We start from the raw sequence: 26,893 nt of genomic DNA, 5'->3' as shown, positions 1-26,893 counted from the left end.
CCTCTCATGGCTGTGGATCGGTTCGGAAGCCATGATCGCGCCTCGTGGGTGGCGCGGGAAGCCTCCCCCTCGGCGCCCGACCAATCGGTCGGCGCGGCGTATCCTCATGTGTGGGTCATGTGCAAGCGCTTCGCAATGCGTCCACAAGGGGGGGCATGGGGCGGGACGGGGGGAGCCCGCGCGTCGCGCGGGCCATCGTGTGTCTGGTGCCGGTCGGCTTCTTCGTCGCCTCGGTCGTGGCGACGGCGGCCAACCGTGACGGGGTGGGCCATCTCATCGCGGCCAGAGCCGTGCTGACGGTGACGCTGGGCCTTCATCTGCTGCACACCACCCGTGCCGCGGTGCGCCACCGCAAGCCGTGGTGGCCGTGGTCGCTGGTCGCGCACGGGGTCGTGACGTATGCGCCGTACTGCTTCTTTCAGGACACCTGGGTGGGGATCCCGGGGTCCTTCGCCGCGGCAGTGCTCCTGACGACACCCGTCCCGCACGCATGGACGGCGTTCGTCGTGCTGTCCGCGCTTCAGGTGCCGCTCGTCGTCGCCTCGGGTGAGACGACGTGGCAGGGCCTCAACTCGGCCGTCTCCCATGTCGTGGGCGGTCTGGCCCTGTTCGGTGTGGTGCGGCTCGCGGATCTGGCCCGGGAACTGCAGGCGGCCCGAACGGAGCTGGCGCGGCAGGCGGTCGACCGTGAACGGTTGCGGTTCGCACGTGACCTGCACGATCTGTGCGGATACTCGCTGACCGCGGTGGCCCTGCAGAGCGAGCAGATCCAGTGGCTCGTCCGCAGCGATCCACAGCGCGCTGAAAAGGAGCTGGCACGTATCCAGACCCTGGTCCGACATGCCCTTTCGGAGGTACGGGCGGTGTCCGCCGGATACCGCGTGCGTGAGGGCCAAAAAGGGGGCGAACACACAGGTCCGAGCCCCGTGGACCGGGGCAAGCCGGGTTCCAAGATGCACATCTTGTCGGACGCGAACGGACTGCCCCTCCTCGTCGGCGTCTCGGCTGGCAACACCCACGACAGCGAAGGGCTGAAGCCCATGGTCGAGGGCCACCAAACGAGACACGACCCCCACCGCGGCCCCCACTTCAAGCCCCAGCGCCTACACGCAGACAAAGCCTACGACCGCGCCGACCTGCGCAGATGGCTTCGCTGGAAGCGCATCGGAGTGCGCATCGCCCGCAAAGGCATCGAGTCCAGCGAGCGATTAGGGCGCCGCCGCTGGGTTATCGAGCGCACCATGTCGTGGCTGTCCGGCTACCGCCGACTCAGCCCCCGCTACGAACGCGATCCCCGTAACTACCTAGCCTTTCTCGGACTCGCTGCAGCTCTGTGCTGCTACAAGCGACTCGTCCGCCTCACCACATAGGACACCGTCTAAGTCGCCATGAAGTGGCCGATGCAGAGTGGGAATTCGTCCGGCTGCTACTGCCCGAGTCATTGCGGGCCGCAAGCGGTTGGATGACCGAAGGTGCCCCTGCCTCGGGACGCAGCCCGAGCGCCCCCACCCTGATAGCTGTCAGGGTCACGACGTCCCTGGTGCGGTCTACGGTTCGAGTCGTCGGATACGACTACAGAGGAGATCACATGGGACTGAGAAGTCGAGCGGCTGCGACGGTCGTGACGCTGATCGCCGCGTTCCTTCTTCCGCTGGCTGCGCAGGCACCGGCACAGGCAGCCGCGACCGCGTGGACGCCGGGGATCTCCCCCCTGCACCCAGGCGAGTGGGTGAAGCGGGATATACCGGGTGGTGACCAAGCTGACTCGTGGCTCAAGGATTGCGCCCGGGCATCAGGGATCGCCTGTGTATCGGTCGGTCAGGGCGACGGCAAACAGAGCATCTTCCACCTGTTCAAGTGCGGTACGCGGTCGCTCTCGAACTTTATCGACGCGCTCTCCGTGCTCAACAACCAGACGGGCGGAGCCGAAGTCAAATTCACGGGGCCCAATGTGGGTACGTACCGCGCCCCTGCCAACCCCAACGTCATCTGGGTGTTCAAGAACGAGGCGACGTACGACTTCAACACCATGTCCATCTGCTGAGGCCACACCAGCCCGGACACGCCGGTCAGGGTGTCCGGGCTATCGCCCGTACGACTCAGGAGCTACTCGACGACTCTGACTCCGGTCTCCGTCACCCCGAACGCCCACAGCGCGGCACCGTCCTCATCGTGGAGGCGGATGCCGCCGGTCTGAGTGCCGGCGGGGGCAGGGGGCGGGGAGGAGCCGTCGACCGCGTTCGACAACCGGTGGTGCCATGGGATCGACAAGGTCGGCGGAACGACTGTGGCCGGGAGCTGCTTTGGCGCGAGTGATCATGACCCCGTGGAGACTCCTCGATACCGGGTTGGTCGCGGTCTGTCCGTCGCGGAGGGGAAGAAGCTCCTGGAAGACGTGCGTGACGACCGGTTGAGTGCGGCGTACGTGCTCGCGCTGTACCTGGGGCTACGGCGCGGCGAACTGCTCGGGCTGCACTGGTCGGACGTCGACCTGGATGGGGGATCGCTGGAGATCCGTACGGCCTGCAGCGGGTCAATGGAGAGCTGACGCTCACCGCGCCCAAGACGCGTCGCTCGGAGCGCCCCGTACCGCTCCCGGCCGTGTGCGTCGACGCGCTCCGCAGGCACTTCGAGCGCCAGGCGGAAGAGCGTGCAGCCGCGGGGGAGCGATGGCGGGAGACCGGCCTGGTCTTCACCACCCGGCGTGGGACCCCGATTGAGCCCCGGAACCGGAGCCGGCACTTATCCGATCCGCGAGCGGCTCGGTCTGGACGTCCGCTTCCATGACCTGCGCCACACCTGCGTGACCCTGCTGCCGGGCCTCGGGATCCCGCCGCACATCGTCCGGGACATCGTCGGGCACAGCGCCCTGGACGTGACCATGAACATCTACGCGCACGCCGACATGACGGAGAAGCGGGCAGCTCTGGACAGGCTGGGAGACCTGCTGTCCGGCGAATGACGGGGCCGTTGCCGTCAGCGTTGCCGTCAGAGACACGAAACGCCCTGGAGGGGAGATCCCCTCTGGGGCGTTTTTGCTGGTGAGAGGTGGCGCCCCCGGCAGGACTCGAACCTGCGGCCAAGCGCTTAGAAGGCGCCTGCTCTATCCACTGAGCTACGGGGGCCGGGTGTGGTGGCCTCTGTCTGGTGCCCTGGTGTGGGCCGAACCGTGACGTTGCCGGGGACAAGGATAGGGCTCCCGCGTCCTTGCCCCTGTTGCTTCGCCTCCGTGGCTCGATGTGGAGGTTCGGTGAAGCGGTCCTGATAATCGCAGGCAGGTGCGAATCGTGCACCGCTTTTGGCGTCAGACGCATCGGGTGTTGTGCACTCGTTATGCCTGGAGTGTGCCCGTGTCCCAGTAGTCCCTTCCGTCCCTTGTGTTCTGTCGGCGCGCAGACATGCTCATATGCTTCAGAATTCCCCTAAAATTGGGCATTCTGCACATGTGGTGACCTTGGACGTACGGCCTCAGCTGCTCGACGCACTCTCCGCCCTGCGCGACCGTGTCGCCGCCGCACGCTTCCCGCTGCCCCTGGCGGGGGCACCACGCGCGCGTGCCAACCGCGACGAACTCCTCGCACAGCTCGACGACTACTTGGTGCCCCGCTTGCGGGACCCCGAAGCGCCGCTTCTGGCCGTCGTGGGCGGGTCGACCGGAGCTGGGAAATCGACACTGGTGAACTCCCTCGTCGGGCGGCGGGTCAGCGAGGCGGGCGTGTTGCGGCCGACGACACGCACCCCCGTGCTGGTCTGCCATCCGGAGGACCACCACTGGTTCAGCGGGATGAGGGTGCTGCCCGATCTCACCCGCGTGTGGGTGCCCCAGCAGGAAGCCACCGAAGACCTCCTGCTCCCCGGCGAGGACCCCGCGCGCGTGCTGCGCGTCGAGTCCGCCGAGACCCTCCCGCCCGGCCTCGCCCTCCTCGACGCGCCCGACATCGACTCCCTGGTGTCCGACAACCGGGTCCTGGCCGCCGAACTCATCTGCGCCGCCGACATCTGGGTCATGGTCACCACCGCCGCCCGCTACGCCGACGCCGTTCCCTGGCACATGCTGCGCACCGCCAAGGAGTACGACGTCACCCTCGTGACCGTGCTCGACCGTGTACCCCACCAAGTGGTGAACGAGGTGTCACGGCAGTACGGCGCCCTGCTCACCAAGGCCGGGCTCGGCGAGGTGCCGCGCTTCACCGTGCCCGAACTGCCCGAGTCCGCCTGGGGCGGCGGCCTCCTGCCCGCCACCGCCGTCGCCCAGTTGCGCAGCTGGCTGATCCACCAGGCCCAGGACCCCGCGGCCCGGCAGCACGTCGTCGCCCGCACGGCGTACGGCGTCCTCGACTCCCTCAAGTCCCGGATGCCCGAACTGGCCGGTGCCGCCGCCGCGCAGTACGCCGCCGCACTGCGGCTCACCTCCGCCGTCGAGGTGGCGTACGACAGCGAGCACACGCGCGTGCGGGGCCGGTTGCACGGCGGGGCGGTCCTCGCAGGGGACGCACTCAAACGGTGGCGCGCCTTCCCCCTGGACTGCACCGCCGGTGAACTCCTCGACGCGCTCGTGGAGAGCCTCAGCGCGCTGCTGCTGTGCGCCGTCACCGCCGCCGACGAGCGCATCGACGACGCCTGGCGGCGCGAACCGGCATCCGCCGCCCCGGAACTCGCCGCACGCGACGCGGGTGCGGACAGCGCAGAACAGCGCATCGGACTGGCCGTACGGCGATGGCGGCGGGAACTGGAGGAGCACGCCGAGGACGAGGTGCGCGAACTCGACCGCACCCTCGCGCCCGACCCGGAACTGGTCGCCGCCCTGGTCGCCACCTCCCTGCTGGGCGGCCGCCGGGGCCGGATGGCCGGGGAGGGGCTCGCCGAACGGATCGGCGCCCATGGCGCGCTGCGGCTGCGCGACCGCGCCGGGCGGCTGCTCACCGAGCACGTGGACCGCGTCCTGCACGCCGAACGCGAGCGCCGGCTCGCCCCGCTCGACGCGCTGGACGTCCATCCCGAGCCACAGGCCGAACTCATCGCCGCGCTGTCCGTACTGCAGAAGGAGAGGTGACCGGTGACCGCCGTCACTGACCAGGACCCCACCGAGCACGCCGACCAGCCGGACGACGACGCCCGCACGGCGGCGGGCACCGCCGGCCGGCCCGCCCCGGACGGCGAGCGCGCGGCGCGCACCGACTCCGCCGAGACCTGGGACGACGGGCTCATCGCGCGCCGGGTCAACGAGACAGCCGAAGGAGGCCGGTTCCCCGTGACGGACAGCCGCTCCGCCGTCCCGCCGACGGTGACCCCACTGGTGTACGAGAAGCCGCTGCGCTCCCGGCTGGAGGCGCTGCGCCAGCTGGTGGGGCTCTCCCGTACCCGGCTCGACAGCCGGACGCTGTCGCAGGCCGGCCGGGTGCTCGACGAGGCGTCCGCGCGGCGCAGGCTCTCCGGGCAGCACACCGTCGTCGCCATCGCGGGCGCCACCGGAAGCGGCAAGTCGCAGCTGTTCAACGCGCTCGCCGGGGTGACCATCTCGGAGACGGGCGTACGCCGTCCCACCACCGCGGCGCCCATCGCGTGCAGTTGGAGCGACGGGGCGGCCGGCCTCATCGAACGGCTCGGCATCCCGCCCCGGTTGCGCCGCCGCCCGCTGCCGTCGGGGGACGGCGAGTCGCCGCTGCGCGGACTCGTCCTGATCGACCTGCCCGACCACGACTCCGCCGCCGTCCAGCACCGTCAGCACGTGGACCGCATCCTCGGGCTCGTCGACGCGGTCATCTGGGTCGTCGACCCGGAGAAGTACGCCGACGCCGTCCTCCACGAGCGTTATCTGCGGCCCATGGCGGCCCACGCCGAGGTCATGTTCGTCGTCCTCAACCAGATCGACCGGCTGCCCGGGGAGGCCGCCGAACAGGTCCTCGACGATCTGCGGCGGCTCCTCGACGAGGACGGCATCGCCCTCGGGGAGTACGGCGAACCGGGCACGACCGTGCTCGCGCTGTCCGCGCTCACCGGGGACGGCGTGGGCGAACTGCGGGAGGCACTCGGGCAGTTCGTCTCGGAGCGCGGGGCGCCGAACCGTCGCATCTCGGCCGATGTGGACATCGCCGCGGCCCGGCTGTGGCCCGTCTACGCCACCCAGCGGCGGACCGGCCTCAGCGAACAGGCCCGGGAGGAGTTCTCCGACCGGCTCGCGGACGCGGTGGGTGCCACGGCGGCGGGCGAGGCGGCCGAGCGGGCGTGGCTGCGCAACGCCAACCGGGCCTGCGGTACGCCCTGGCTGCGGCTGTGGCGCTGGTACCAGGACCGTGGCGAGCCCACCACAGGGCGGCTTCCCGGACGCACGCAGGCCGACGAGGAGGCGACCGCCCGTCAGCGCGTCGAGCAGGCGGTACGGACGGTGGCCGACCGGGCGTCGGCCGGGCTGCCCGCGCCCTGGGCGCAGGCGGTGCGCGAGGCGGCCGTGCGTGGCTCGCAGGGGCTGCCGGAGGCGCTGGACGAGCTGACCGCGCGTGCGGGCGTGCCGACGGGGCGGCCGCCGCGGCCCGGGTGGTGGCCGGTGGCCGTGCTCATCCAGGCGTCGATGACGATCCTGCAGTTCCTGGGCGGCTTGTGGCTGCTCGGCCAGATCATCGGGGTCGTGTCGCCCAACCTGGGGGTGCCGGTGCTGCTGATGGTGATCGGCATCGTCGGCGGCCCGCTCATCGAGTGGAGCTGCCGGATGGCGGCCCGCGGCCCGGCCCGGCGCTACGGCCTGGAGGCGGAACGCCGATTGCGGGAGGCGGCGTCCGGATGCGGCAGGGCCCGGGTGCTGGACCCGGTGGCGGCGGAGCTGCTGCGCTACCGGGAGGTCCGGGAGCAATACGCGAGGGTGGTGGGGACGGGGCGGTGATGTTCCTGCGACCGGTGAGGCTGCGGTCGGCCACTGAGGCTGTGGGCCAACCAGACCGTGAGGCTCTTGTTGGTCTGGCTCCCGGGAGGAGGTGGGAAGGGACGGCTGTGCGTGCGTCCATATCGCCGTCCATCCTCGAGCGGCGCGCGCCCATCTGCCGTCACCCCTGTGAGTGGCGGCGTTGTCCACAGGCCGGCGGTGGTCCACAGCGCTCAGCGGGCCCGGCCCGGCGGCGGCAGTCTGGCAGACGCAGCCGTACGGGACGGGCCCGTACGCGTGTCGGCCCGGTGCGTAGCCGTGATCCGGGCGAGGGAGGATTCGCGATGAACGAGACCATGGTCTGCGCGGTGGGCAGGGTGGCGACCCAGCCGGTGTACCGGGAGATGGCGTCCGGCCCGTCGGCGAGGTTCCGGCTGGCGGTGACCGCGCGTTACTGGGACCGCGAGAAGAACACGTGGACCGACGGGCACACCAACTTCTTCACGGTGTGGGCCAACCGCCAGCTGGCCACGAACACGGCGGCCTCGTTGACGGTCGGTGAGCCCGTGATCGTGCAGGGCAGGCTGAAGGTGCGGACGGACGTCCGCGAGGGGCAGAGCTGGACATCGGCGGACATCGACGCGGTGGCGATCGGTCACGATCTGGCGTGGGGCACGGCGGCCTTCAGGCGCGCGAGCAAAGCGGAGATCGCCGCCCCCTCTCAGGCGCCACAGCCCGAGCCCAACTGGGAGACCCCACCGGAGGGTTCGGAGGCGACGACGGCCACGCGCTCACAACCGGCGGTGCCTGAAGCTGTTCTGACATAACGTCAAGCGGTGAGACCCGCCCGGACTGCGGCTTATCGGCGAGTGCGCGCCGATCGACCAGGGGTGATTTGTCGATAAGCCCTGCTCACCGCGGGCGTTGGCGATAACGATTTCAAGTCGGATCACTCGTCCGACCGCCTGACCGGCGGGCGAGGTCTCCCGCGTCCCTAGGATGCCGGACGTGGCTCTCGGGACTTTTGTGTCCGGTGAGGCTTCTGATTCTGCAGGTGGGACCGTCCCCCCACGTCAACAGGTCCTGCTCGAAGGGGAATTTGGTGTTTGCTTCGTTCTCTGAGCTGTTCGTACGCAGGCGAGGCGCGGCCCGCCTCGCCACCGCCACGGTGGTGTCCGGCCTTGTCGCCGCGGGCGGGCTGGCCGGTGCCGGCCGGGCGGCCGCCGACGATACGACGCAGAGTCAGGGCGGGGCGGCCGCGACGATAGGCGGCCTCAAGACGTTCGGCGCGGCGGTGATACACGCCGGCACCGGTGACCAGGAGATCTCGGCGGGCCTTTTCGAGATGTCCGTCGACGGCGGCGGCATGCTGCAGACGTACTGCGTCGATCTGCACAACCCCACGCAGCGGGACGCCAAGTACCACGAGACGCCCTGGAGCGGCACGTCCCTGGGGGCCAACCAGGACGCCGGCAAGATCCGTTGGATCCTGCAGAACTCCTACCCGCAGGTGAACGACCTCGCGACGCTGGCGCGCAAGGCGGGCGTGCGGGGCGCGCTGACCGAGCAGGACGCGGCGGCCGGCACGCAGGTGGCGATCTGGCGTTACTCGGACGACGTCGCCGTCGACGCCCTTGATCCGCAGGCCGAGCAGCTCGCGGACTATCTGGAGAAGAGCGCCCGCAACCTGCCCGAGCCCCGCGCCTCGCTCACCCTCGAACCGTCCGCGGTCTCAGGCCGGCCGGGTGAGCTGCTCGGACCGGTGACGGTGCGCACCAACGCCGGCAGTGCGACGGTCACCCCGCCCGCCGACGCCGCCACGAGCGGAGTGCGGGTCGTCGACAAGCAGGGCAAGGCCGTCACCTCCACGTCCGACGGCGGGCAGGTGTACGTCGAGGTGCCCGAGGACGCGACGGCGGGCACGTCGGAACTGACCGTGCACGCCTCGACGACCGTGCCGGTCGGCCGGGCCTTCGCCTCCGAGAGCCGCAGCCAGACGCAGATCCTGGCCGGTTCCAGCGAGTCGACGGTGTCCGCGACGGCCGGGGCGACGTGGGCGAAGCAGGGCCCGGCCCCGGCGCTGTCGGCGGCGAAGAACTGCGCCGAGGGCGGCGTCGACATCATCGCGTCCAACAAGGGCGACGAGCCGTTCACCTTCGAACTGGCCGGACTGCAGCACACCATCGCCGCGGGCGAGTCCCGCACGGTGACGGTCCCGCTCCAGGAGGACCAGGCCTACGACTTCACGATCCACGGCCCCGGCGGTCTCGAGAAGCGCTTCACCGGCATGCTGGACTGCCAGACGCGTGGCAGCGACAGCGGCACGACCACCCAGACCCTGAGCGAACCCGTCCCGGCGGCGGTGGGCGGCGCGGCCGCGGACACCAACCTCGCCGAGACGGGCGGCTCGGCCATCACACCCCTGATCGCGGGCTCGGCCATCGGCTTCGTCGTGATCGGCGGGGCGACGCTGATCGTCCTGCGACGCAGGGAGTCGACGTCGGGGGAGTGACCCGGGCGAACGCCGCCCGGAGGTGCCTGACCCTCGTCACCGCGCCGGGCGGCCGCTGACCGCCGTCGCCGCGCCAGGGCTGGAGCTGGGGGCGTACCGGGCACGTACTGGGCACGTCAGGCCGCGAGAGGTACCTGCTCGCCCTCCGCCGGGGCCTGGTAGTGAGCCCAGATCTGGTTCAACTCGTGCTGGTAGTAAAGCGGATACAGGCCGGCCACGATGAAGAGGATGAGGCCGATCCAAGGGTTGCACTGCTGCTCCATCCCGGCGGAGCGCTGCATGCGGGCTATGCGCACACCGGTGTTGTAGACCGAGATGAAGGGGGGAACGATCAGCAGCCAGCCGAGAGTGAGAGCCACGACCGACACGACCGGATCGACCTCGATCCGCCGATCGAAGTCCTTGGCCTCGCGGTTGATCTTGTAGTACCAGACCAGGTGGTAGATCCCCAGTGTGATCAGCGGCCAGATCAGCCAGACGAGAAAGATGTTGCGGGTCTTGCCAGCGCGACCGGACATGGCGCACCTCCCATAGGTCCAGTGCATCACGATCAGGTGCCGGGTGCGCGTGGTGAGGTCCACGGCGGCCCCCGTCGAGCGGCGGTGACAGGAGGACTCCCGGCGCCCCGTTGAAACCGCAGGTCAGGCCCGCCTGCGCCGTACCGGGACCCAGGCTTGGGCGGACCCGCGTGCCACCTTCCCGACGTGATGGCACGGATCGCCGATCAGCGAGGCGCGTACGTCACACGCTCGAAGGGCCACTCGCGGGCCAGCCAGTCGCTGACGACGCGGTGGAGCTCGGCATCGAGGGAAGCATGGTCCGCGCGGACCCAGGAGCGGACGTCGGTGACACCGGTGTCCTGGCGTGAGCCGTATATGTAGACGCAGCCGATGACGTCATCCCCAGGGACCGACAGGACGGTGTAGGTGAAGCCGACCCGCCGGTCGAAGTCCTCCGCGTGCCGGCGCAGGTCGTCGAGGTTGGCTTCCAGGGACATGCCCTCCGGAGGCGGCCAGGAGCGGCCGGCGAAGTCGGGATTGGCTCGAATGTGGGCGATGCTGGAGGTCCAGGCGGCGTGGTCGGCAGCGTTGTGCTGAGGGCCGAGGGGCTCCAGGCGGAAGCGGTCGGTGGCAGGCGGGTGCGGTACGGCGAAACCGGGAGCCACGAGGGGCTGGTCAGGTGAGGTCACCGCGGGAGGTTACCCCGGGCCCTCACCGGCCTCTCGCTGATAACAGGGAGGCGGCACCGATAGCCGTAGGCGCAGCTGCACCGAGCTGGGTGGGGACTGTCGTGACCTTGCCTGCGGGTAGGCACAGGCTTTGGCGTGGGCGGGCTGTGGCGGCGCTACGGTGCGTCCACGTCTTGCAGGCTCGGGCCTCATGTTTCATCCACCAGTACTGAGATCGCGTCATCAAGAAACCCTGGCTGCCGCATCGGACTGCGGCGCGGCGCCATGAAGCCATTCGGCGAGCGCGTAGAAGTCGGCGTCTTGGAGGCCCTTGGTCGAATCGACCCGGTACAGCAATGACGGCCCGGGGTGGCTGGCGTCGACCCAGACGTGGTCCATGTCGCTGATCTCGTCGTCGACCCAGATGAAGGGCTGGCCATCGGCCCACTCGACAAGAGGGCGAGTCTTCCAGTGCAGACCTCGCGGGCCTCTCTCTGTGCCGGCGTCTGGCCACTCCACCACGGGCAGCCTCGGCAGGCCGAGACGCGGGGCTATCACCTCGTTCGCCTCCTCCATCCAGGTCGTCGCCCATACGAGCTGGCAGCCCAGAGCCATGAGACGCGCCCCGATACCGGGGTCGAGTCGGGCCAGCAGCGGGTTCCCCTGATCGGCAGTCGTCGAGGCGGCGGCAGTGGCCTCCAGCTGACCGGTCGGCGACCCGAAAGGGATCAACGGGCCATCGACGTCAAGGAAGAGGAGCGGGCCTTCCGGTGTGCTGGTCACGGCCGCACCGTAGCTCAGGGTGAGGGGGGAGGGGCACTCTCCGGCTGGGTCCTCCGGGCCGTCTCCGGGCCGTGCGAGGGCGCCCAGAGCCGGCCAACGGTGACCAACAGTGACAGGCGAGTCCAAGCCGCCCACCGCGAACCCCCAGGTCACAGCGCCCCACGCATACGCGTTTCCACCCAGGGCTGGCGGTACGGCAAGATGGGGTGTATCTGCCCACTGCCAGTTTCAAGCTGCCGGACGGTTTCTCTTGGCTGAGTTCATTTACACCATGCGCAAGGCGCGCAAAGCGCACGGCGACAAGGTGATCCTCGACGACGTGACGACGAGCTTCCTCCCGGGAGCGAAGATCGGCGTCGTCGGCCCGAACGGCGCCGGCAAGTCGACGATCCTGAAGATCATGGCCGGCCTCGAGCAGCCGTCCAACGGTGACGCCTTCCTCACGCCCGGTTACACGGTCGGCATCCTGCTCCAGGAGCCCCCACTGACCGAGGACAAGACCGTCCTGGAGAACGTCCAGGAGGGTGTCGCCGGGATCAAGGGCAAGCTCGACCGGTTCAACGAGATCGCCGAGCAGATGGCGACCGACTACACCGACGAGCTCATGAACGAGATGGGCAAGCTCCAGGAGGACCTCGACCACGCCAACGCGTGGGACCTCGACGCCCAGCTCGAGCAGGCCATGGACGCCCTGGGCTGCCCGCCCGGCGACTGGCCCGTCACCAACCTCTCCGGTGGTGAGCGCCGCCGCGTCGCACTGTGCAAGCTGCTGCTGGAGCAGCCCGACCTGCTGCTGCTCGACGAGCCCACCAACCACCTCGACGCCGAGTCGGTGAACTGGCTGGAGCAGCACCTCGCCAAGTACCCGGGCACCGTCGTCGCGGTCACCCACGACCGGTACTTCCTCGACAACGTCGCCCAGTGGATCTGCGAGGTCGACCGCGGTCGCCTCTACCCCTACGAGGGCAACTACTCCAAGTACCTGGAGACCAAGGCCGCCCGCCTCAAGGTCGAGGGCCAGAAGGACGCCAAGCGGCAGAAGCGGCTCAAGGAAGAGCTCGAGTGGGTGCGGTCCAACGCCAAGGGGCGTCAGGCCAAGTCCAAGGCGCGTCTGGCCCGCTACGAGGAGATGGCCGCCGAGGCCGACAAGATGCGGAAGCTGGACTTCGAGGAGATCCAGATCCCGCCGGGCCCGCGCCTGGGCAACGTCGTCGTCGAGGTCAGCAACCTCACCAAGGGCTTCGGCGAGAAGCTGCTCATCGACGATCTCAGCTTCACGCTGCCGCGCAACGGCATCGTCGGGATCATCGGCCCGAACGGCGCCGGCAAGACCACCCTGTTCAAGATGATCCAGGGCATCGAGCAGCCCGACTCCGGCGCCATCAAGGTCGGCGACACCGTCAAGATCTCCTACGTCGACCAGAGCCGCGAGAACATCGACGCCAAGAAGACCCTGTGGGCCGTCGTCTCCGACGAGCTGGACTACATCAACGTGGGCCAGGTCGAGATGCCGTCGCGCGCCTACGTCTCGGCCTTCGGGTTCAAGGGCCCGGACCAGCAGAAGCCGGCCGGCGTGCTCTCCGGCGGTGAGCGCAACCGCCTGAACCTCGCGCTCACCCTGAAGCAGGGCGGCAACCTGCTGCTCCTCGACGAGCCGACCAACGACCTCGACGTCGAGACCCTCTCCAGCCTGGAGAACGCGCTGCTGGAGTTCCCCGGCTGCGCCGTCGTCGTCTCCCACGACCGGTGGTTCCTGGACCGCGTGGCCACGCACATCCTCGCCTACGAGGGCGAGTCCAAGTGGTTCTGGTTCGAGGGCAACTTCGAGTCGTACGAGAAGAACAAGATCGAGCGGCTCGGTCCGGACGCCGCCCGTCCGCACCGTGCCACCTACAAGAAGCTGACCCGGGGCTGATCGGTCTTGCGGCACATCTACCGCTGCCCGCTGCGCTGGGCGGACATGGACGCGTACGGCCACGTCAACAACGTGGTGTTCCTCCGCTACCTGGAGGAAGCCCGTATCGACTTCCTGTTCCGCCCGGAGAAGGACTTCAAGCAGGGGTCCGTGGTGGCACGCCATGAGATCGACTACAAGCGGCAGCTCGTGCACCGGCACCACCCGGTGGACATCGAGCTGTGGGTCACCGAGATCAGGGCCGCGTCCTTCACCCTCACCTACGAGGTGAAGGACGGCGACCAGGTCTACGTGCGGGCCTCGACGGTGATCGTGCCGTTCGACTTCGAGGCCCAGCGCCCGCGCCGGATCACCGCGGAGGAGCGGGAGTTCCTCCGCGAGTACATGGACGACGCCGAGGAGGAGGCCGTCGCCGCATGACGGTGCTCCACCTCGCCGACGAGGGGGAGGCGGCGGATCTCGCCGCCTTCCTCTCCCGGCTGCTCCACTACGACCGTGGGGCCGCCGTGCGTCTGCAGGCCGCCGGAACCGCACTGGCCGTCTTCGGGCGGCCGCCGTCCTTCGAGGTGCTCGCCGTGCGGGCGGTGCGGCTGGTGAAGCCGTACGAGAGGGGTCTCGACGTCACGCTGGACATGACCGTGTCCGCCGGTGAGTTCCTGGAGTCGGTGGACGAGAAGGCCGGCACGGCCGTCGTGCCGGGCGCCGTGACCGGGCCGCCGTGGGCGGGTGTGCTGCCGCCCCGTGGCGACTGGCGGGCCGAGCCGGGGCTGCCGGCGCCGGAGGCGCTGCGCGAGCTCGTGGGGTCAGTGGTCGCCGAGTTCCGCTCGCGTACCCAGGCGTTGCCCCCCGAGGGGCGGACGCGGGCCGAGCTGGACCGGATCGGCCGGGACGTCTGGTCCCGTACGGTCGGGGACACCCCGCTCCCCGTCCGGGCCGTGCACGCGGCGCAGTCCCTCGGTTTCCTGCGGCCCGGTGGGCCGCCGGCGCTGTTCTCCTCGGGCGCGTGGCTGCGGCTGCGCACGCCGTACGGGTCCGTCGCCGTACGACGTGCCGGGCTCGGGGCGCTGGACGTCAGCGTCCGCTGAGCACCCCGGGGACTCGTCGGCGTCAGCTGAGCAGCCCCCGGGGCGTTCCCGGAACGCGGCGGGGGCGTCAGCCCGCGGTGTTGACCATCGAGGCCGCCGCGTACGTCAGGTAGTTCCACAACGTGTGCTCGTGCTCCTCGGACAGGCCGAGTTCCTCGACGGCGACCCGCATGTGCTTCAGCCACGCGTCGTGCGCCGCCCGGTCGACCGCGAAGGGCGCGTGCCGCATCCGCAGCCGGGGGTGGCCGCGGTTGTCGCTGTACGTCGTGGGGCCGCCCCAGTACTGGATGAGGAACAGCGCGAGGCGCTCCTCGGCCGGGCCCAGATCCTCCTCGGGGTACATCGGCCGCAGCAGCGGGTCCCCGGCGACTCCCTCGTAGAAACGGTGGACGAGCCGACGGAAGGTCTCCTCCCCGCCGACCTGCTCGTAGAAGGTCTGCTCCTGAAGCGTGCCGCGCCGAATCTCATTCACGCGATCCATGGTCTCAGACGCCCCGGCATAGGACTCAAGACCTAGGACCTGCCCTTCCCGCCGGGCCCCTGCCCCTACTGTGGAGACATGGGCGGGCACGCACCCGGCAGGGACATCGACTCTCTCGCCGCCGTCGCGCGGGCGGGGCTGGTGCGGCGGATCGAGGCGAGCGGGGCCTGGGCCGCCGACCCGGGCTGGCGGGAGGCCTTCGAGGCGGTCCCGCGGCACCTCTTCGTGCCGTACTACTACGTCGGTGTCGCCGGCGGCTACGAACGCCGCTGGGGCGAGAGCGCCGACCCCGGGGCGCGGGAGCGGTGGCTGCGCGGCGCCTACGAGGACACCCCGCTGGCCACCCGGCTGCGCGACGGTGAACTGCTGTCCTCCAGCAGCCAGCCGTCCCTGATGGCCGACATGCTGACCGCGCTGCGCGTCGAGGACGGTCACACGGTCCTGGAGATCGGCGCCGGCACCGGCTACAACGCCGCGCTGCTGGCCCACCGGCTGGGCGACGACAAGGTCACCACCGTCGACCTCGACCCGGAGATCACCGAGTCGGCCCGCCGGCACCTGGCGGCCGCCGGGTACCACCCGGCCGTCGTCACCGGTGACGGTGCCCGGGGCGTGCCCGAGCGCGCGCCGTTCGACCGGATCATCGCCACGTGCGCCCTGGGCGGCGTCCCGCGCGCCTGGGTGGCGCAGAGCCGCCCCGGCGGCCGGATCCTCATGCCGCTCGCCACGGGCCTGATCCTGCTCACGGTGACCGGCGCGGGGCGCGCCGAGGGACGCTTCCTGCACACGCCCGCCTACTTCGTGCCGCTGCGCGGCGCCGGCCGGCCCGGGGGCGATCCGGTCCAGCTGGGCGGGGTGCCGCACCGGGCCCGGGAGGACGACCTGTTCCGGTTCCTGCTGGCCCTCACCCGGGGCAGCCTGGACCCGCAGGAGGCCCACGCGCTGTGGGAGCAGGAGGGCAGGCCGCAGCGCGAGCGCTACGGCATCACCGTCGGCGAGGAGACGGAGTGGGCCTGGCTGGACGACCCGGAGGGGCCGTACGCCTGGCCCCTCCCGTCGTGAACGATCTCAGTGCATCCCGGACGGCCTCAGCCGCGGCGGATCGTGATCGTCGTCCAGGCGCCCACGTGCACCCGGTCGCCGTCCTGGAGCGGAACGGGGACGAAAGGCTGGATCGGTTCCTCCGAGCCGTTGACCGTCGTGCCGTTCGTCGAGTTCTGGTCGACGACCGCCCAGCTGCCGTCCGGCTGCTGGACCAGCACCGCGTGCTGGTGCGAGACGCCCGGGTCCTCCGGCGGCGTCGACAGGTCGATGTCGGGGGTGTCACCGGTGGAGTGCCGGCGGCGGCCGATCGTGAGCTGGTTGCCGGTGAGCGTGCGCTGCTGCTCGGGCGAGTACGCGGGCAGGTTCAGGCCCGCGGCCTCGGGGCCGGAGCGCTGCATCATCGCCATGAAGTAGTCGCGGTCCGGGCCGATGGTCGCGGTCCACGTCGCGGGTCCCTGCGGCGCCTGGGGCTGCTGCGGGAAACCGCCGGGGCCGGGCGGCGCCTGGGTCGCGCCGGGCTGCGGGTAGCCGTAGCCGCCCTGACCGGGGCCGCCCTGGCCGCCCGGACCGGACGTCGGCGGGGAGATCACCCAGTCGTCGTCACCGCCGCCGAAGGACGGACCGCCCTGCTGCGGAGGCCGCCGGGTCTCCTGCGGGAATCCGGGCGGGGCCGGCGGGCCGGACTGGTGGAACGCCTGCGGAGCACCGCCGGGACCACCGGGACCGCCGGGTCCGGGCGGGGGCGGGACCGGCCGCGAGGGGTCGGCACCGAAGCCGCCGGGCCCGCCGGGACCACCCGGGCCGCCGGGACCACCCGGGCCGGGAGGACCGCCGAAGCCACCCGGGCCGCCAGGACCGCCGGGACCGGGCGAGGTCGGGGCGCCGCCGGGCTGCGGGTAGCCGTAGCCACCGCCCTGAGGGCCGCCGGGGCCACCGGGGCCACCCGGGCCGGGGCGGCCGGACGGGTCGCCGCCGAACGGCGGGATCGGCTCGGCCGGGCGGTTGATCTGCGATGGGCGGGAGCCCTGGTAGTCGAAGGCGTCACCGCCGTACGAGGGGCCGGGGGGCGGGCCGCCCTGCTGGCCCGGCGGCTGGAAACGCACGCCCGGGCCGGGCGGCGGGGCCGCGGGGGTGTACGACGTCGCCGTGTTCGTCAGGAAGTTCCACCGGCACTCCTCGCAGAACGGCGCGCCGCCCTCACGGGGCGTGCGGCACTGCGGGCAGAGCTCGGGCTCGGCGTTCGGTACGGCGGACAGGTGCGGCGGGCGTCCACCGGGCTGGCCGCCGGGGCCCTGCGGGCCGCCCTGGCCGGCGGGGGGCGGGAAGCCGTAGCCGCCGGGCGGGGGCGGCGGGGGAGGAGGCGGAGGCACGGCACCCGCCATGCGGTGACCGCAGACCTCGCACCAGTCGTCGGAACCCGACTGGTGTCCGTTCGGGCAGGTCGGCATGTCGGCGCGTCCCTCCTTCGATCTCTTCTAGGTCACTTCTTGACGCGAACGGTCTTGGTGGAACGGGTTTCGAGCGTCATCTCGTCAGCCTCCGCGACCTTCGCCTTCAGTCGCACAGTACCGGTCGCGGCATCGACCACGTCCACCACCTTCGCAAGCAGTTTCGCAGTATCGGCGTTACCGGAGGCACTCGCGAGCTGAACGGCCCTGCCCAGTTTGGCCGTCGCGCCATCCATATCTCCGGACTTGCGAAGATCCAGCCCTTGCTGGATGACCTGTGCCAGTTCGGCCTGCCCGGTGTAGTGGGCGACCTGCGGGTTGATCGACGTCGAGGCGGCCATGTCGTCCGTCCACACGGCCCGCACGAGACCCTGCGCGCCGAGGTTCTGGACGCTGCCGTCGGGCTGCGGAATCACCAGTGAGATCCGGCCGGCCAGCATCTCCTGCCCGATGTCCGCGACCGGGACCTCGATGCAGACGTGGTAGTCACGCGACTCGTCTCCCCAGGAACCGAGGGGGTAGTCGCCCGCGCGCGGGCCCGTCTCGGTGCGCCGGCCGGTCAGGTCCTCGACCGTCGGCGCGACCTGCTTGACGAACTTCACGCTCGTGTTGACGGGAGTCCACAGCCGCAGGGAGACGTCCGCGACCTCCTTGCCCATCGCCGTCTCCATCATCCGCGTGAAGTCCGCGGCGAGCCCGGCCGGATCGGCGACGATGTCGGCGGTCCCGAGCAGGGCGGAGGCGATCCCTGTGACTTCTTTCACTTCCCAGTCGGTGCCCACGCCCCGGGCGTCGCACGTGAAGCGCCCGGCGCACGCGTCGAGCGCGGCCTTCAGGTCCTGGGGCGACTCGTGCTCGTTGCGGCCGTCGGTGAGCAGGATGCCGTGCCGGATCGCTACGTCCGCGGAGGACAGCAGGCGGTCGGCCAGTTTCAGCCAGGTGCCGATGGCCGTGCCGCCGCCCGCGCTCAGCGAGCGCAGCGCCTGCTTGGCCTGCGCGCGGGTGGTGGCGTCGGCGACCGCGACCCGCCCGCCGCCCGGGTAGACCTCCTTCGCCACGTGCGTCCCGCCGATCACCGCGAAGTGCACGCCGTCGCGCAGGGTGTCGATCGCGGCGGCCGTGGCGTCGCGGGCGTTGCGCATCTTGGTCGGCGGGTAGTCCATCGAACCCGAGCAGTCGACCATGATCGCCACGGCCGCGGACGGGCCCTGGCCGGGCGAGTAGAGGTGGGGCGCCGCGACCGCGCTGCCGATCGTGCCGCCGCCGGTCGCCGTCACCGTGACGATGGCGTTGACCTCGCCGGCGCCCTCCGGCAGGTACTCGTTCTGGTAGACGTCCACCGAGAACTGGGGCACGTTCGATTTCGAGAAATTGGCCATGCCTGCTTCGATCCCCCTCCAAAGCCCCCGCCGCGGCGGGGTGATGACGGTAGGCGGACCGGTCCCCTCCGGTCCGCCGAGGCGCTTCCCCGTACGTGGCCTCAGGCCGATCCTGCCCCCTGGGGCGCGGCCGGGAACGGCACGAGCGCCACTGTTACGTTGTCGTGGCCCCCGCCGTCGAGGGCGTGGCCGAGCAGCACCCGGGCGCTGTGCAGCGGATGCGTGGCCGCGTCGAGCGGGACGACCCGGGCCATGTCCTCGGCCGCCTCCGCGTAGTTCCACAGGCCGTCCGTGCAGACGACCACCACGCCGGGCCGGTCCGGCTTGAACGCGGCGGTGTGCGGTTCCAGTTCGTAGGCGTCCGCGCCGAGCCAGCCGGTGATCGCGTGGGCGCGGTCGTCGGCGTAGGCCTCGGCCTCGTTCATCAGGCCCGCGGCGACCATCTGGGCGGCCCAGGAGTCGTCCTCGGTGAGCCGGGCGGGGGGAGCGCCGCGGTCGACCGGGACCCAGTAGGCGCGGCTGTCGCCGACCCAGCCGACGATCAGCAGGCCGGACGTCACCACGGCGCCGACGATCGTGCAGGCGGGGGCGTTCTGGTGCGGGGCCTGCTCCAGCGCCGTGGCGGGCTCCGCGGCGAGCGAGTTGACGGCGCGCGAGGCGGCGAGGATCGCGTCGTGCATCGCCTGCTGCGGGTGGGTGCCACGCGGCAGGGCCGCCAGCAGCGTCTCGCCCGCCGCCCTGGACGCCGCCGCGGAGGCGTCGTCGGGGCGGGTCGCCGAGGAGACACCGTCGCAGACGATCGCGACGGAGGCGGGGGAGCCGTCGGGCAGCGCGGTGGTGCCGATGGCGAACGCGTCCTCGTTGCGGTGGTGGCGCAGACCGCGGTCGCTGACCGCGGCCACCGGGCCGGACTCCTGCTCCATGTGGTCCCGTTCGCGCGGCTGGGCGTGGCCGCAGTTCTCGCAGTAGCCGTCGTCGTCCACGCGGCCGGCCCGGCAGGCGACGCAGACCTTGCCGCCGGTGCCCGCGGCCCGGGCCGCCGGCTCGGCGGACGCCCGTGGGTCCGGTGCCTGGAGGAGGTACTCGTCGGGCTGTGTCTGGTAGATCTCCGGCGACGCGGCAGCTCCGTCGGACTGCTGCGGCCGGTCGAACCGCACGCCCGCGGTGGGCGGGGCGCCCGGCGGCGGGGGTGTCTCCGGCGGCAGGGCGGAGCCGCCCGAGTCCGTGCCCGGGAGGTCCGACGGCAGGTGCACCGCGTCCGGGGCGCCTGCGCCGTCCGGACCGGGCGCGGGCCAGGCCGTGCCGGCGGGGGGCGCCGACGGCGGCTCGGGATACGCGGCGGCCGGGGCACCCTGGGCGGGCACCGAGCCGTTCATGGCGATGGTCGGGTTGTCCTGCGGCCGCTCCGGCACGGCGGACAGGTCGTATCCGCACGCACCGCAGAAACGGTCACCCGACTCGAGGGGTTCCTCGCAACTCGGGCAGGCGGACAACTGGGGCATCTGCGACATCAACTACACCCACGTCCGGGGGCGGTAACGATTGGCACGTTCCACCAGGTCGATCCTCTCCTCGCCGCCCCGCGCCAGCCGGGCCAGCGTGCGGTACGAGCGTTCCAGGCCGAAACGCAGGCCCCGCTCGTCCAGGCCGCTGCCGAGCAGCGTCCGTCCCCCGGCGGCGGGAGGGGCGGAACCCTGGCCCCCGGAGAGTACCCAGTCCAGCGCGCAACCGAGGACTTCGGCCGCCAACTGTTCCCGGCGCGCCGGATCCAGACCGTACGCCTCCAGCGCCTCGACCTGCGCGGCGGCCGCCGTCAGATCCCCCGGGAACGCCGCGTCGGCCGCGGTCGCCGAGCGCTGCCGCAGCCGCGCCCGGACGGCCGCGACCCGCGCCGCCGTGTAGTGGATGGACGACTCCGGCACCGACTCCAGCGTGCGTACGGCGCCGTGCCGCTCCCCGGTCGCCAGCTGGACGCGGGCCAGTCCGAACGCGGCGCTCACATGGCTCGGGTCGGTCGACCACACCAGCCGGTAGTACTCGGCGGCGTTGTCCGACTGGCCCAGCACCTCCGCGCACAGGCCCAGCGCCAGCTTGGGCGCGATCTCGCCCGGGAAGGCGTCGTAGATCGCGTCGAAGGCGAGGGCGGCGCCCTCGTCGTCGCCGGTCACCAGGGCGGCCAGGCCCCGGTACCAGACGACCCGCCAGTCGTCGGGCCGCTCACCCTCCAGCGAGACCAGCGCCTGCAGCGCCGCGGCCGGATCGCCGGTCTCCAGCCAGGCCCGGATCTGCCGCAGCCGTGTCTCGATCGACGGGGCCGGGGCGGCCGCCAGGGCGCCGAGCAGCTCGCCCGGCGCCGAGCTCATCAGACCTGCCAGGAAACCGGCGTTGGGGTCGGTCGGGTCGACGCGCGGGACGGGCAGGGCGAAGGCGGCGGCCGGGACGTCGACGGGCTTCACCAGGCTGTGCGCGGGCCCGGGCCGCCGCGGATCGGGCAACGCGGCGGGAGGCGCGCCACGCGCCCGGGTGCGCGGCGCCCGGGCCCCCAGGCGCGACACCTCGCCGTCCAGCCTCGGGAACAACTCCGTGTCCGTGACCCGCAGTTCCGGACCGAAGAGCGTGGACAGGGCGGGGCGGGCGCGGCCCGTCTGGAGGGAGACGACCTCCCGCAACACGCCCGTCAGCTGCTCGGACATCTCCTGCGCGGAGGCGAACCGGCGAGCCGGGTCGGGGTCCGTGGCACGGACCAGGAGCCGGTAGAACGACTCGTACTGCCGGAACACCTCGATGTGATCGGGGTCGGGCAGGGAGTCGGCGTAGACGTTCGTGTAGCCCTGGAAGTCGAAGGTCATGACCGCGAGGGTGCGGGCGACGGTGTACAGGTCGCTCGCCACCGACGGGCCCGCCTCGGCCACCTCCGGGGCCTGGTAGCCGACCGTGCCGTAGATGGCCGACTCCTCGTCGTCCATCCGGCGCACGGCGCCCATGTCGATCAGCTTGAGCTGGTCCTCGGTCTGGATGGCGTTGTCGACCTTGAAGTCGCAGTACAGCAGGTTCCGGCTGTGCAGGTGCCCGAGCGCCTCCAGCGCCTCGATCCCGTACGCGCAGGCCTGCTCCACCGGCAGGGGGTCGCGCCTGCCCTGCGGGGTGCGGCGGGCGTTGGCGATCTCCTTGAGGGACTTGCCGCCGACGTACTCCATCACGATGTAGCCGTCGAGGGAGCCCGTGCGCTGGTCCAGGTGCTCCACGAAGTTGTAGATCCGCACGATGTTGGCGTGCTCGATCTCCGCGAGGAAGCGCCGCTCGGAGATCGCCGCGGCCATCGCGTCCTGGTCGCCCGTGTCGAGCAGGCCCTTCAGGACCACCCAACGGTCGGACACCGCCCGGTCGACGGCCAGGTAGATCCAGCCGAGCCCGCCGTGCGCCAGGCAGCCGACCACCTCGTACTGGCCGTGCACGACGTCCAGGGCCTTCAGCTTCGGCACGAACGAGTACGGATGCCCGCACTTGGTGCAGAAGCCCTCCGTACGGCCCGGCCGGTCGCCGCGTGCCCGGCCCACTGGGGCGCCGCAGTCGGAGCGCGAACAGAACCGCTTCCGCTCGGGAACCTCGGGGTTGTCCAGGACCATCTCGCGCGGGGCGGGCCGCGGGATCGGCGGCACCTGCACCAGCCCGGCGCCCAGCCGCCCCCGGGACCCCGAACCGGTGGAGGAGCCGGAGCTGCGCACCGACACCGAGCGGCCCGTCGACGTGCCCGAGAGGGACCGCGACAGACGCCCCGACACCGAGCGGCGGGACTTCGACGACTGGGACGACGTCCGCGAACTGCGGCCGCTGGAGCGGGAACTGCCGCTGCCGGCGGACCCGCCCCTGCTCCCGGCGGTGACGCCGGTGGGAGGCGACCCGACCGTGCCTGCGCCGGAGGGGGAATTCCCAGCCGCGACGACCGGGGCCAGACCACAGGTGTCGCAGTACAGTTCACCGCCGCCGACGTCCTCGTACGTGCCCTCGCAACCCGGCCGCTGACAGGTGCGTGGCGGCCCGCCGGCCGGCTCGTGCGGTGCCCGACCCATGGACTCCCCCTCGTCGCTCATGCGCCCGGCCCCCTCCGGTCGTCCTCCGGCACGCCCTGCTCCGGCAGCCGCGGGCCCCCGCCGAGCAGTTCCGCCGCCGCGTGCTGGAAGCGCAGCACCGCCTGCTCCGCGGCCCGCAGGTCGCAGGGGGCGCTCCACAGCATGCGGCGCGCCTTCTCGTACCGCTCCACCAGCAGTGTGTCCTCGGCGAAGCCGTGCCGGGCGACCTTCGCCTTGTACGCGTCGAGACGGCCGCGCAGCTCGGCGCGGACCGCCAGCGGTGCGGTGACCGCCGTCAACGACTCGCGGGCACGCAGCAGTTCGTCCTCGGCCTTCTGCTCCAGCGATTCCAGCAGCGGGGACAGCCGGTGCCACTGTGCCTGCCTGCGGTACTCGGCCGCCGCCGCCAGCTGCTCCTGCAGCACGGTCGGCGGTCCGCTGACCACCGGCACCTCCGTCGCCGCGATCTTCGCGAGGACCTCACCGCGTGCCGTGCGCGCCTCGGCGAGCGTGCGGTCCGCGCGGCTGAGGATGTCCCGCAGCCGCACGATCCGCTTCTCGGCGTCCTGGCGGACCGTCAGCACGGCGTCGATCTCACGGCGTACGTCCTCAAGGGCGCGGGCCTCGCGGTCGTACACCGTCGTGTCCGGTCTGCCGCCGCCCGGCGCCGAACTGCCCTCCGCGGCCAGCCAGAACGCCAGCGGGTCCGAGACCACCCCCTCGCGCAGCCTGGTCAGGACCCGTGTGATGCGCTCCAGGTCGTCACCGGCCGGGTGCTCACCGGGGCGCACGCCGACCGAATGGGCGAGCCGGCGGGTGCGCTGGAGTTCGGCCGCGAGCAGGTCTATCCGGGCCGGCAGCGCCGACCAGACCGCGTCCGCGGCGACCACCATGTCCAGACTCGCCGCGTACAGCTCGTTCATCCGGTCGACGAGGGTGCGCAGCGAGTGGCGTTCGCTCAGCTTGGTCGGACCGGCGTGCAGGGTCGGGGCGTTGGCCGTCGCCGTGGCGCTGCCCGCGACGGTGACCGAGTCGCCGTTCAGGAGCTCCGTCAGCTCCACCAGGTCCTCGCGGCTGGACCAGCGGCGGCGGGCCCGGATGTCCCGGGCGGAGCGCAGCGCGTCGGTGTACGCGTCGAAGTAGGTCCACAGCAGCGTGATCGACGCCTCCGTGGACGTCCAGCGCTCCTGGGTGACGCCGGTGAGCGCGGCGCCCTCCAGGAGTCTGCGGCCCGCGTGGTCCTGCAGGGCGAGGAGCGAGGTCTCGATCGCCTCGTGCTCCGCGTCGAGCCGCGCCAGCGCACGGTCCACCTCGTCCCGGTCCATCACCGGCCCGGTGGGTCCCGTGGCGCCCATCGATCACCTCTCGCTGCGGTCGTGCCCGTCGGGGCGTTCTCGGTCGTGGTCCGGCTGCGTGCCGGTCATCAGCTCGTGCGGAGGTATTGCGGTGCCGGTGGTTCCGACTTCTTCGCATCCTTGCCCATGGTGGCCGACAGCCATCGGTTGTAGGACGCCTGCCAGCCGTTCGCGGTGTCCTTGCGGTAGTCGACCAGGATCTGGTTGACCCGGCGTACCAGATCGTCCGCGTCCCTCTTCATCGCCACGCCGTAGTAATCGGTAGTGAAGGCGTCGCCCTTGAGCTGGACCGTCGGATCCTGTGCCGCCTGGCTCGCCGCGAGCGCGCCGTCGGTGACGACGGCGTCGACCTCACCGAGCTGGAGCCGGACCAGACAGTCGAGTTGGTTCGGGACGGTGGTGGATATGTCGGTGTCGGCGGGCAGCTCGCGGGCGTCCTTGTCCGCCTGCAGCCTGGAGTGGGCCGTGGAGCCGGACGCCGTGCAGATCCTGCGGCCCGCGAGCGTCTTGTCGTAGCCCTTGACGGGCGAGGCCTTCGGGGCCAGGACCTGCTGGCCCGTCTTGAAGTAGGGCGCGGAGAACGCCACGTCGTCGATGCGGTCGCATGCGATCGTCATCGTGCGGACGACCATGTCCACGCGCTCGCCCTGGATCGCCGGGATGCGCTGGTCGGTGGGGATCGCCTTGAACTGGACGGCGTCCGGGTCGCCGAGGATGTCCTCGGCGATGCGGTGGACCAGGTCGATGTCGAAGCCCTCGAGCTCCGCGGACTTGCCGCTGTTGGGGTCGCGGTAGCCCCACCGGAAGCTGTTCTGGTCGACGCCCACGATCAGTTTGCGCTTCCCGCCCTCGCGGTCCTTGATCTTCCGGATGGTGTCGCCGTCGGCGGAGGAGGGGGAGAGGGTCTGCTTCTCGGGGTCCTTGCAGTCCTTTTCCGCCCTGGTCTCGGCGGTCCAGGTGGTCGCGGTGGCGTTCGGGGCCGGCGTCGCGTTCGTGGTGAACGGCAGGCAGAGGGCCACCAGCGCCACCAGGGCGCAGACGGCTGCCATCGCGGTCACCCCGCCCCAGCCCTTGAGCGTGTCTCGCACGGTCGTTCCTCCCTTCCCGCCCGGCCCGTTCACCGGTACTCCGACAGCCTGCGGCCGATGCCCAGGACCGCGCCCACGGCGCCCAGCACCGCCAGTACGGCGACACCGGCCGGCATGCCCGTCAGCGCGTCGCGGCCGTCGCCCGCCGCGCGCTTGAACTCCGTCTCCTCGTGCGCGAGTGCCGTGCGCAGGTTCTCGTCGACGCTGTCGAAGCACTCGCCGGTCGCGTCCTTGTCGCCGATGACCCGCTTCAGCGCCTGCTCGTAGTTGCCGTACTCGTCCTGCTGACGGGCCGCGGCGTGGCGCTTCTTCCACACCTGCATGTTGCCCATGGCGGCGCTGACGGGGCGCTCGCCCGAGGTGTCGTCGGCGAGCTTCTCGGCTGCCGCCAGGTGGGTGGCGAGGGCCTTGATGTCCTCGCCGAAGTCGTAGTCGTAGGCGTCGTACGTCTTCTCGCCGACCTTCTTCGTCTCCGCGCCGCGGGCCACCAGGGTCAGGTTCTCGTTGCCCCGGGCCTTCAGGGAGGCGATGCGCGCGTCGTGCAGCACGTTCAGGGAGCGGACGCCGTGGTCGAAGGAGTCGTTCAGGCCCGCGCGGGCCACGGTGTGGCCGACGACCAGCCACAGCAGGACGACCGTCGCCGTGGCGGTGGCGGCCACCAGGCCGTGGTTCAGGACCCTGTTCGTGCGCTGGTAGTTGCGGTGCTGGGCCCAGGCGAGGGCGGCCAGGGCGGCGAGGCCGAGGGCGATGGCGGCCCAGGGGTAGGGCGTGGCCGCGGCGTAGTCCGCGCCGAGGCGCTGGTTCTCCTTCTTGTACAGGTCCTCGGCCGCCGGGAGCATCTGCTCCTGCATCTTCTCGTTGGCGTAGCGGAGGTAGGCGCCGCCGACGGGGAAGCCCTGCCGGTTGTAGGTGCGGGCGCGCTCCACCAGGCCCTTGTATTCCGGGAGGAGTCGGTTGAGTTCGGCGATCGTGGCCGTGGACGGCGAGTCCGGTTCGGCGTTCGCGGCGGCGTTGACGAGTTTCTCCGCGGCGGTGCGGATGTCGCGCTCGTAGCGGTCGCGGGTGGCGGCCGACTCCTGGCCGCCGGCGAGGAAGCCGCTGGATGCGGCGGTGTTGGCGTCGGCGAGGGAGCGGTAGATGTCGGCGGCGTCCGAGCTGAGGGGCTGGCTGCGGGTGAGGACGTCGTCGGCGGCGGCCGCGCGGTCGGTCATCTGCCAGGCGGTGACGGCGCCGAAGGCGATGACGAGGAGGGCCAGCAGGGCGCCGATGATGCGCAGGCGGCCGGGCTCGGTGGTGGCGGCGGAGCGGAGTTGGTCGAGGCCCTCGGCGAAGGCGGTGCGGCGGGGGCCGGTCGGGGGGCTCGGAAGCGCGGGAGCGTTTCCCGCGGGTCGGGCGGGGGGCGCTGCCTGTGCCGGGACCGCCGGCAGGACGGGCAGGGCCGGGCCTGGTGGTGGCGGGCTGCTCTTCGGCGTGTGCGTCACTGTGACCTCCCCCGTGGTCATCCGTCGCCGCAAGTATCGCTGCCGGGACTGACATCCGCACCGGCCTTGCCCTGATCTTGATCGGATCGCAGCGTGGCGCACCGCCCCCAGTCGCCACGCCTTGTCCTGGAACACGTACGGGGAGGTGGTTCGGTTCCCGTGCGGCTGGGTGGGGTCGTGCCTCTTCGCGTGGCGCCGGGTGGGGGTTCGCCTCTTCGCGTGGCGCCG

General features: G+C 71.7%; 22 protein-coding genes, 1 tRNA gene and 2 pseudogenes. 13 read left to right on the top strand and 12 right to left on the bottom strand.

What is annotated here, in order from left to right:
* Positions 1-155 precede the first annotated feature (155 nt).
* From AB0F04_RS05555 to AB0F04_RS05535, 5 genes and pseudogenes are all read left to right on the top strand, one after another.
* A pseudogene (locus tag AB0F04_RS05555) lies at positions 156-821 on the top strand (histidine kinase); the annotation flags it as partial.
* 72 nt (positions 822-893) lie between these two features.
* Positions 894-1,370: pseudogene (locus AB0F04_RS05550) on the top strand (IS5 family transposase); the annotation flags it as partial.
* A gap of 218 nt (positions 1,371-1,588) precedes the next feature.
* On the top strand, positions 1,589-2,044 hold the full coding sequence (locus AB0F04_RS05545; protein WP_362038047.1) for a hypothetical protein: 456 nt from the start codon (positions 1,589-1,591) through the stop codon (positions 2,042-2,044).
* Positions 2,045-2,326: 282 nt separating this feature from the next.
* Positions 2,327-2,548 carry a hypothetical protein gene (locus AB0F04_RS05540; RefSeq protein ID WP_362038045.1) on the top strand — a complete coding sequence of 74 codons (222 nt, stop codon included), beginning with the start codon at positions 2,327-2,329 and terminating at the stop codon, positions 2,546-2,548.
* Between the two features lie 168 nt (positions 2,549-2,716).
* Entirely contained in the window at positions 2,717-2,962 is a 246-nt protein-coding gene (locus AB0F04_RS05535) for a tyrosine-type recombinase/integrase (RefSeq protein WP_362038044.1), read from the top strand.
* Between the two features lie 87 nt (positions 2,963-3,049).
* On the opposite strand, the gene AB0F04_RS05530 is transcribed toward AB0F04_RS05535, so the two are convergent.
* A tRNA-Arg gene (locus tag AB0F04_RS05530) sits at positions 3,050-3,125 on the bottom strand.
* Between the two features lie 320 nt (positions 3,126-3,445).
* Here AB0F04_RS05530 and AB0F04_RS05525 point away from each other — a divergent pair.
* The 4 genes from AB0F04_RS05525 (at position 3,446) to AB0F04_RS05510 (ending at position 9,368) form a co-directional block, all read left to right on the top strand.
* Complete coding sequence (locus AB0F04_RS05525) at positions 3,446-5,053, top strand: dynamin family protein (protein WP_362038042.1); 1,608 nt, start codon at positions 3,446-3,448, stop codon at positions 5,051-5,053.
* 3 nt (positions 5,054-5,056) lie between these two features.
* Positions 5,057-6,877 (top strand): YfjP family GTPase, encoded by a 1,821-nt coding sequence (locus AB0F04_RS05520; RefSeq protein ID WP_362038040.1) that lies wholly within the window; start codon positions 5,057-5,059, stop codon positions 6,875-6,877.
* 323 nt (positions 6,878-7,200) lie between these two features.
* Positions 7,201-7,683: a single-stranded DNA-binding protein gene (locus tag AB0F04_RS05515; protein ID WP_362038037.1), complete on the top strand. Its 483-nt coding sequence runs from the start codon at positions 7,201-7,203 to the stop codon at positions 7,681-7,683.
* Between the two features lie 275 nt (positions 7,684-7,958).
* Positions 7,959-9,368 carry a Cys-Gln thioester bond-forming surface protein gene (locus AB0F04_RS05510; protein WP_362038035.1) on the top strand — a complete coding sequence of 470 codons (1,410 nt, stop codon included), beginning with the start codon at positions 7,959-7,961 and terminating at the stop codon, positions 9,366-9,368.
* A 116-nt stretch (positions 9,369-9,484) separates the two neighbouring features.
* On the opposite strand, the gene AB0F04_RS05505 is transcribed toward AB0F04_RS05510, so the two are convergent.
* From AB0F04_RS05505 to AB0F04_RS05495, 3 genes are all read right to left on the bottom strand, one after another.
* Positions 9,485-9,886, bottom strand: coding sequence for a DUF4234 domain-containing protein (locus AB0F04_RS05505; RefSeq protein WP_362038033.1), 402 nt, complete (start codon positions 9,884-9,886; stop codon positions 9,485-9,487).
* A 206-nt stretch (positions 9,887-10,092) separates the two neighbouring features.
* Complete coding sequence (locus AB0F04_RS05500; protein ID WP_362038031.1) at positions 10,093-10,557, bottom strand: N-acetyltransferase; 465 nt, start codon at positions 10,555-10,557, stop codon at positions 10,093-10,095.
* A 222-nt stretch (positions 10,558-10,779) separates the two neighbouring features.
* Positions 10,780-11,319, bottom strand: a complete 540-nt coding sequence (locus AB0F04_RS05495; RefSeq protein ID WP_362038028.1) for an HAD domain-containing protein — start codon at positions 11,317-11,319, stop codon at positions 10,780-10,782.
* A gap of 250 nt (positions 11,320-11,569) precedes the next feature.
* Here AB0F04_RS05495 and ettA point away from each other — a divergent pair, with 250 nt between their 5' ends.
* Genes ettA through AB0F04_RS05480 form a run of 3 tightly spaced genes read left to right on the top strand, consistent with a single transcriptional unit; the run spans position 11,570 to position 14,319 of the window.
* Positions 11,570-13,234: an energy-dependent translational throttle protein EttA gene (gene ettA, locus AB0F04_RS05490; RefSeq protein WP_362038026.1), complete on the top strand. Its 1,665-nt coding sequence runs from the start codon at positions 11,570-11,572 to the stop codon at positions 13,232-13,234.
* Between the two features lie 6 nt (positions 13,235-13,240).
* Positions 13,241-13,654: a thioesterase family protein gene (locus tag AB0F04_RS05485; protein ID WP_352099376.1), complete on the top strand. Its 414-nt coding sequence runs from the start codon at positions 13,241-13,243 to the stop codon at positions 13,652-13,654.
* Positions 13,651-14,319 carry a hypothetical protein gene (locus AB0F04_RS05480; protein WP_362038024.1) on the top strand — a complete coding sequence of 223 codons (669 nt, stop codon included), beginning with the start codon at positions 13,651-13,653 and terminating at the stop codon, positions 14,317-14,319. The genes AB0F04_RS05485 and AB0F04_RS05480 overlap by 4 nt, the downstream gene beginning before the upstream one ends.
* 67 nt (positions 14,320-14,386) lie before the next feature.
* Here the strand turns inward: AB0F04_RS05480 and AB0F04_RS05475 are convergent, their stop codons facing one another.
* Complete coding sequence (locus AB0F04_RS05475) at positions 14,387-14,800, bottom strand: globin (RefSeq protein WP_362038022.1); 414 nt, start codon at positions 14,798-14,800, stop codon at positions 14,387-14,389.
* Between the two features lie 78 nt (positions 14,801-14,878).
* Between AB0F04_RS05475 and AB0F04_RS05470 the strand changes: the two genes are divergently transcribed.
* Entirely contained in the window at positions 14,879-15,862 is a 984-nt protein-coding gene (locus AB0F04_RS05470) for a methyltransferase domain-containing protein (RefSeq protein ID WP_362038020.1), read from the top strand.
* 26 nt (positions 15,863-15,888) lie between these two features.
* Here AB0F04_RS05470 and AB0F04_RS05465 read toward each other — a convergent pair whose 3' ends face one another.
* The 7 genes from AB0F04_RS05465 to AB0F04_RS05435 all read right to left on the bottom strand — a co-directional run bounded on the left by AB0F04_RS05465 (position 15,889) and on the right by AB0F04_RS05435 (position 26,665).
* Positions 15,889-17,292 carry an FHA domain-containing protein gene (locus tag AB0F04_RS05465; protein WP_362038018.1) on the bottom strand — a complete coding sequence of 468 codons (1,404 nt, stop codon included), beginning with the start codon at positions 17,290-17,292 and terminating at the stop codon, positions 15,889-15,891.
* A gap of 32 nt (positions 17,293-17,324) precedes the next feature.
* A complete protein-coding gene (locus AB0F04_RS05460) occupies positions 17,325-18,671 on the bottom strand; it encodes a VWA domain-containing protein (RefSeq protein WP_362038015.1) in 1,347 nt (448 codons plus the stop codon).
* A gap of 101 nt (positions 18,672-18,772) precedes the next feature.
* Positions 18,773-20,182, bottom strand: coding sequence for a PP2C family serine/threonine-protein phosphatase (locus AB0F04_RS05455; RefSeq protein WP_362038012.1), 1,410 nt, complete (start codon positions 20,180-20,182; stop codon positions 18,773-18,775).
* A 3-nt stretch (positions 20,183-20,185) separates the two neighbouring features.
* Positions 20,186-22,741 (bottom strand): tetratricopeptide repeat protein, encoded by a 2,556-nt coding sequence (locus AB0F04_RS05450; RefSeq protein ID WP_362038680.1) that lies wholly within the window; start codon positions 22,739-22,741, stop codon positions 20,186-20,188.
* A 17-nt stretch (positions 22,742-22,758) separates the two neighbouring features.
* A complete protein-coding gene (locus AB0F04_RS05445; RefSeq protein ID WP_362038011.1) occupies positions 22,759-24,096 on the bottom strand; it encodes a hypothetical protein in 1,338 nt (445 codons plus the stop codon).
* A gap of 68 nt (positions 24,097-24,164) precedes the next feature.
* Complete coding sequence (locus AB0F04_RS05440) at positions 24,165-25,145, bottom strand: glutamate ABC transporter substrate-binding protein (RefSeq protein ID WP_362038678.1); 981 nt, start codon at positions 25,143-25,145, stop codon at positions 24,165-24,167.
* 68 nt (positions 25,146-25,213) lie between these two features.
* Positions 25,214-26,665: a hypothetical protein gene (locus AB0F04_RS05435; protein WP_362038009.1), complete on the bottom strand. Its 1,452-nt coding sequence runs from the start codon at positions 26,663-26,665 to the stop codon at positions 25,214-25,216.
* Positions 26,666-26,893 lie beyond the last annotated feature (228 nt).

Source organism: Streptomyces sp. NPDC029041, from assembly GCF_040637515.1.
GTDB lineage: Bacteria > Actinomycetota > Actinomycetes > Streptomycetales > Streptomycetaceae > Streptomyces.
This window is presented reverse-complemented; position numbering and strand designations above follow the sequence as displayed.

What these genes read in the sequence shown, in the direction of transcription:
- AB0F04_RS05465 (WP_362038018.1), bottom strand. Translation starts at nt 17,292, where the DNA reads ATGCCGACCTGCCCGAACGGACACCAGTCGGGTTCCGACGACTGGTGC.
- AB0F04_RS05515 (WP_362038037.1), top strand. Translation starts at nt 7,201, where the DNA reads ATGAACGAGACCATGGTCTGCGCGGTGGGCAGGGTGGCGACCCAGCCG.
- AB0F04_RS05455 (WP_362038012.1), bottom strand. Translation starts at nt 20,182, where the DNA reads ATGTCGCAGATGCCCCAGTTGTCCGCCTGCCCGAGTTGCGAGGAACCC.
- AB0F04_RS05475 (WP_362038022.1), bottom strand. Translation starts at nt 14,800, where the DNA reads ATGGATCGCGTGAATGAGATTCGGCGCGGCACGCTTCAGGAGCAGACC.
- AB0F04_RS05460 (WP_362038015.1), bottom strand. Translation starts at nt 18,671, where the DNA reads ATGGCCAATTTCTCGAAATCGAACGTGCCCCAGTTCTCGGTGGACGTC.
- AB0F04_RS05505 (WP_362038033.1), bottom strand. Translation starts at nt 9,886, where the DNA reads ATGTCCGGTCGCGCTGGCAAGACCCGCAACATCTTTCTCGTCTGGCTG.
- AB0F04_RS05480 (WP_362038024.1), top strand. Translation starts at nt 13,651, where the DNA reads ATGACGGTGCTCCACCTCGCCGACGAGGGGGAGGCGGCGGATCTCGCC.
- AB0F04_RS05445 (WP_362038011.1), bottom strand. Translation starts at nt 24,096, where the DNA reads ATGGGCGCCACGGGACCCACCGGGCCGGTGATGGACCGGGACGAGGTG.
- AB0F04_RS05450 (WP_362038680.1), bottom strand. Translation starts at nt 22,741, where the DNA reads ATGGGTCGGGCACCGCACGAGCCGGCCGGCGGGCCGCCACGCACCTGT.
- AB0F04_RS05440 (WP_362038678.1), bottom strand. Translation starts at nt 25,145, where the DNA reads ATGGCAGCCGTCTGCGCCCTGGTGGCGCTGGTGGCCCTCTGCCTGCCG.
- AB0F04_RS05545 (WP_362038047.1), top strand. Translation starts at nt 1,589, where the DNA reads ATGGGACTGAGAAGTCGAGCGGCTGCGACGGTCGTGACGCTGATCGCC.
- AB0F04_RS05470 (WP_362038020.1), top strand. Translation starts at nt 14,879, where the DNA reads ATGGGCGGGCACGCACCCGGCAGGGACATCGACTCTCTCGCCGCCGTC.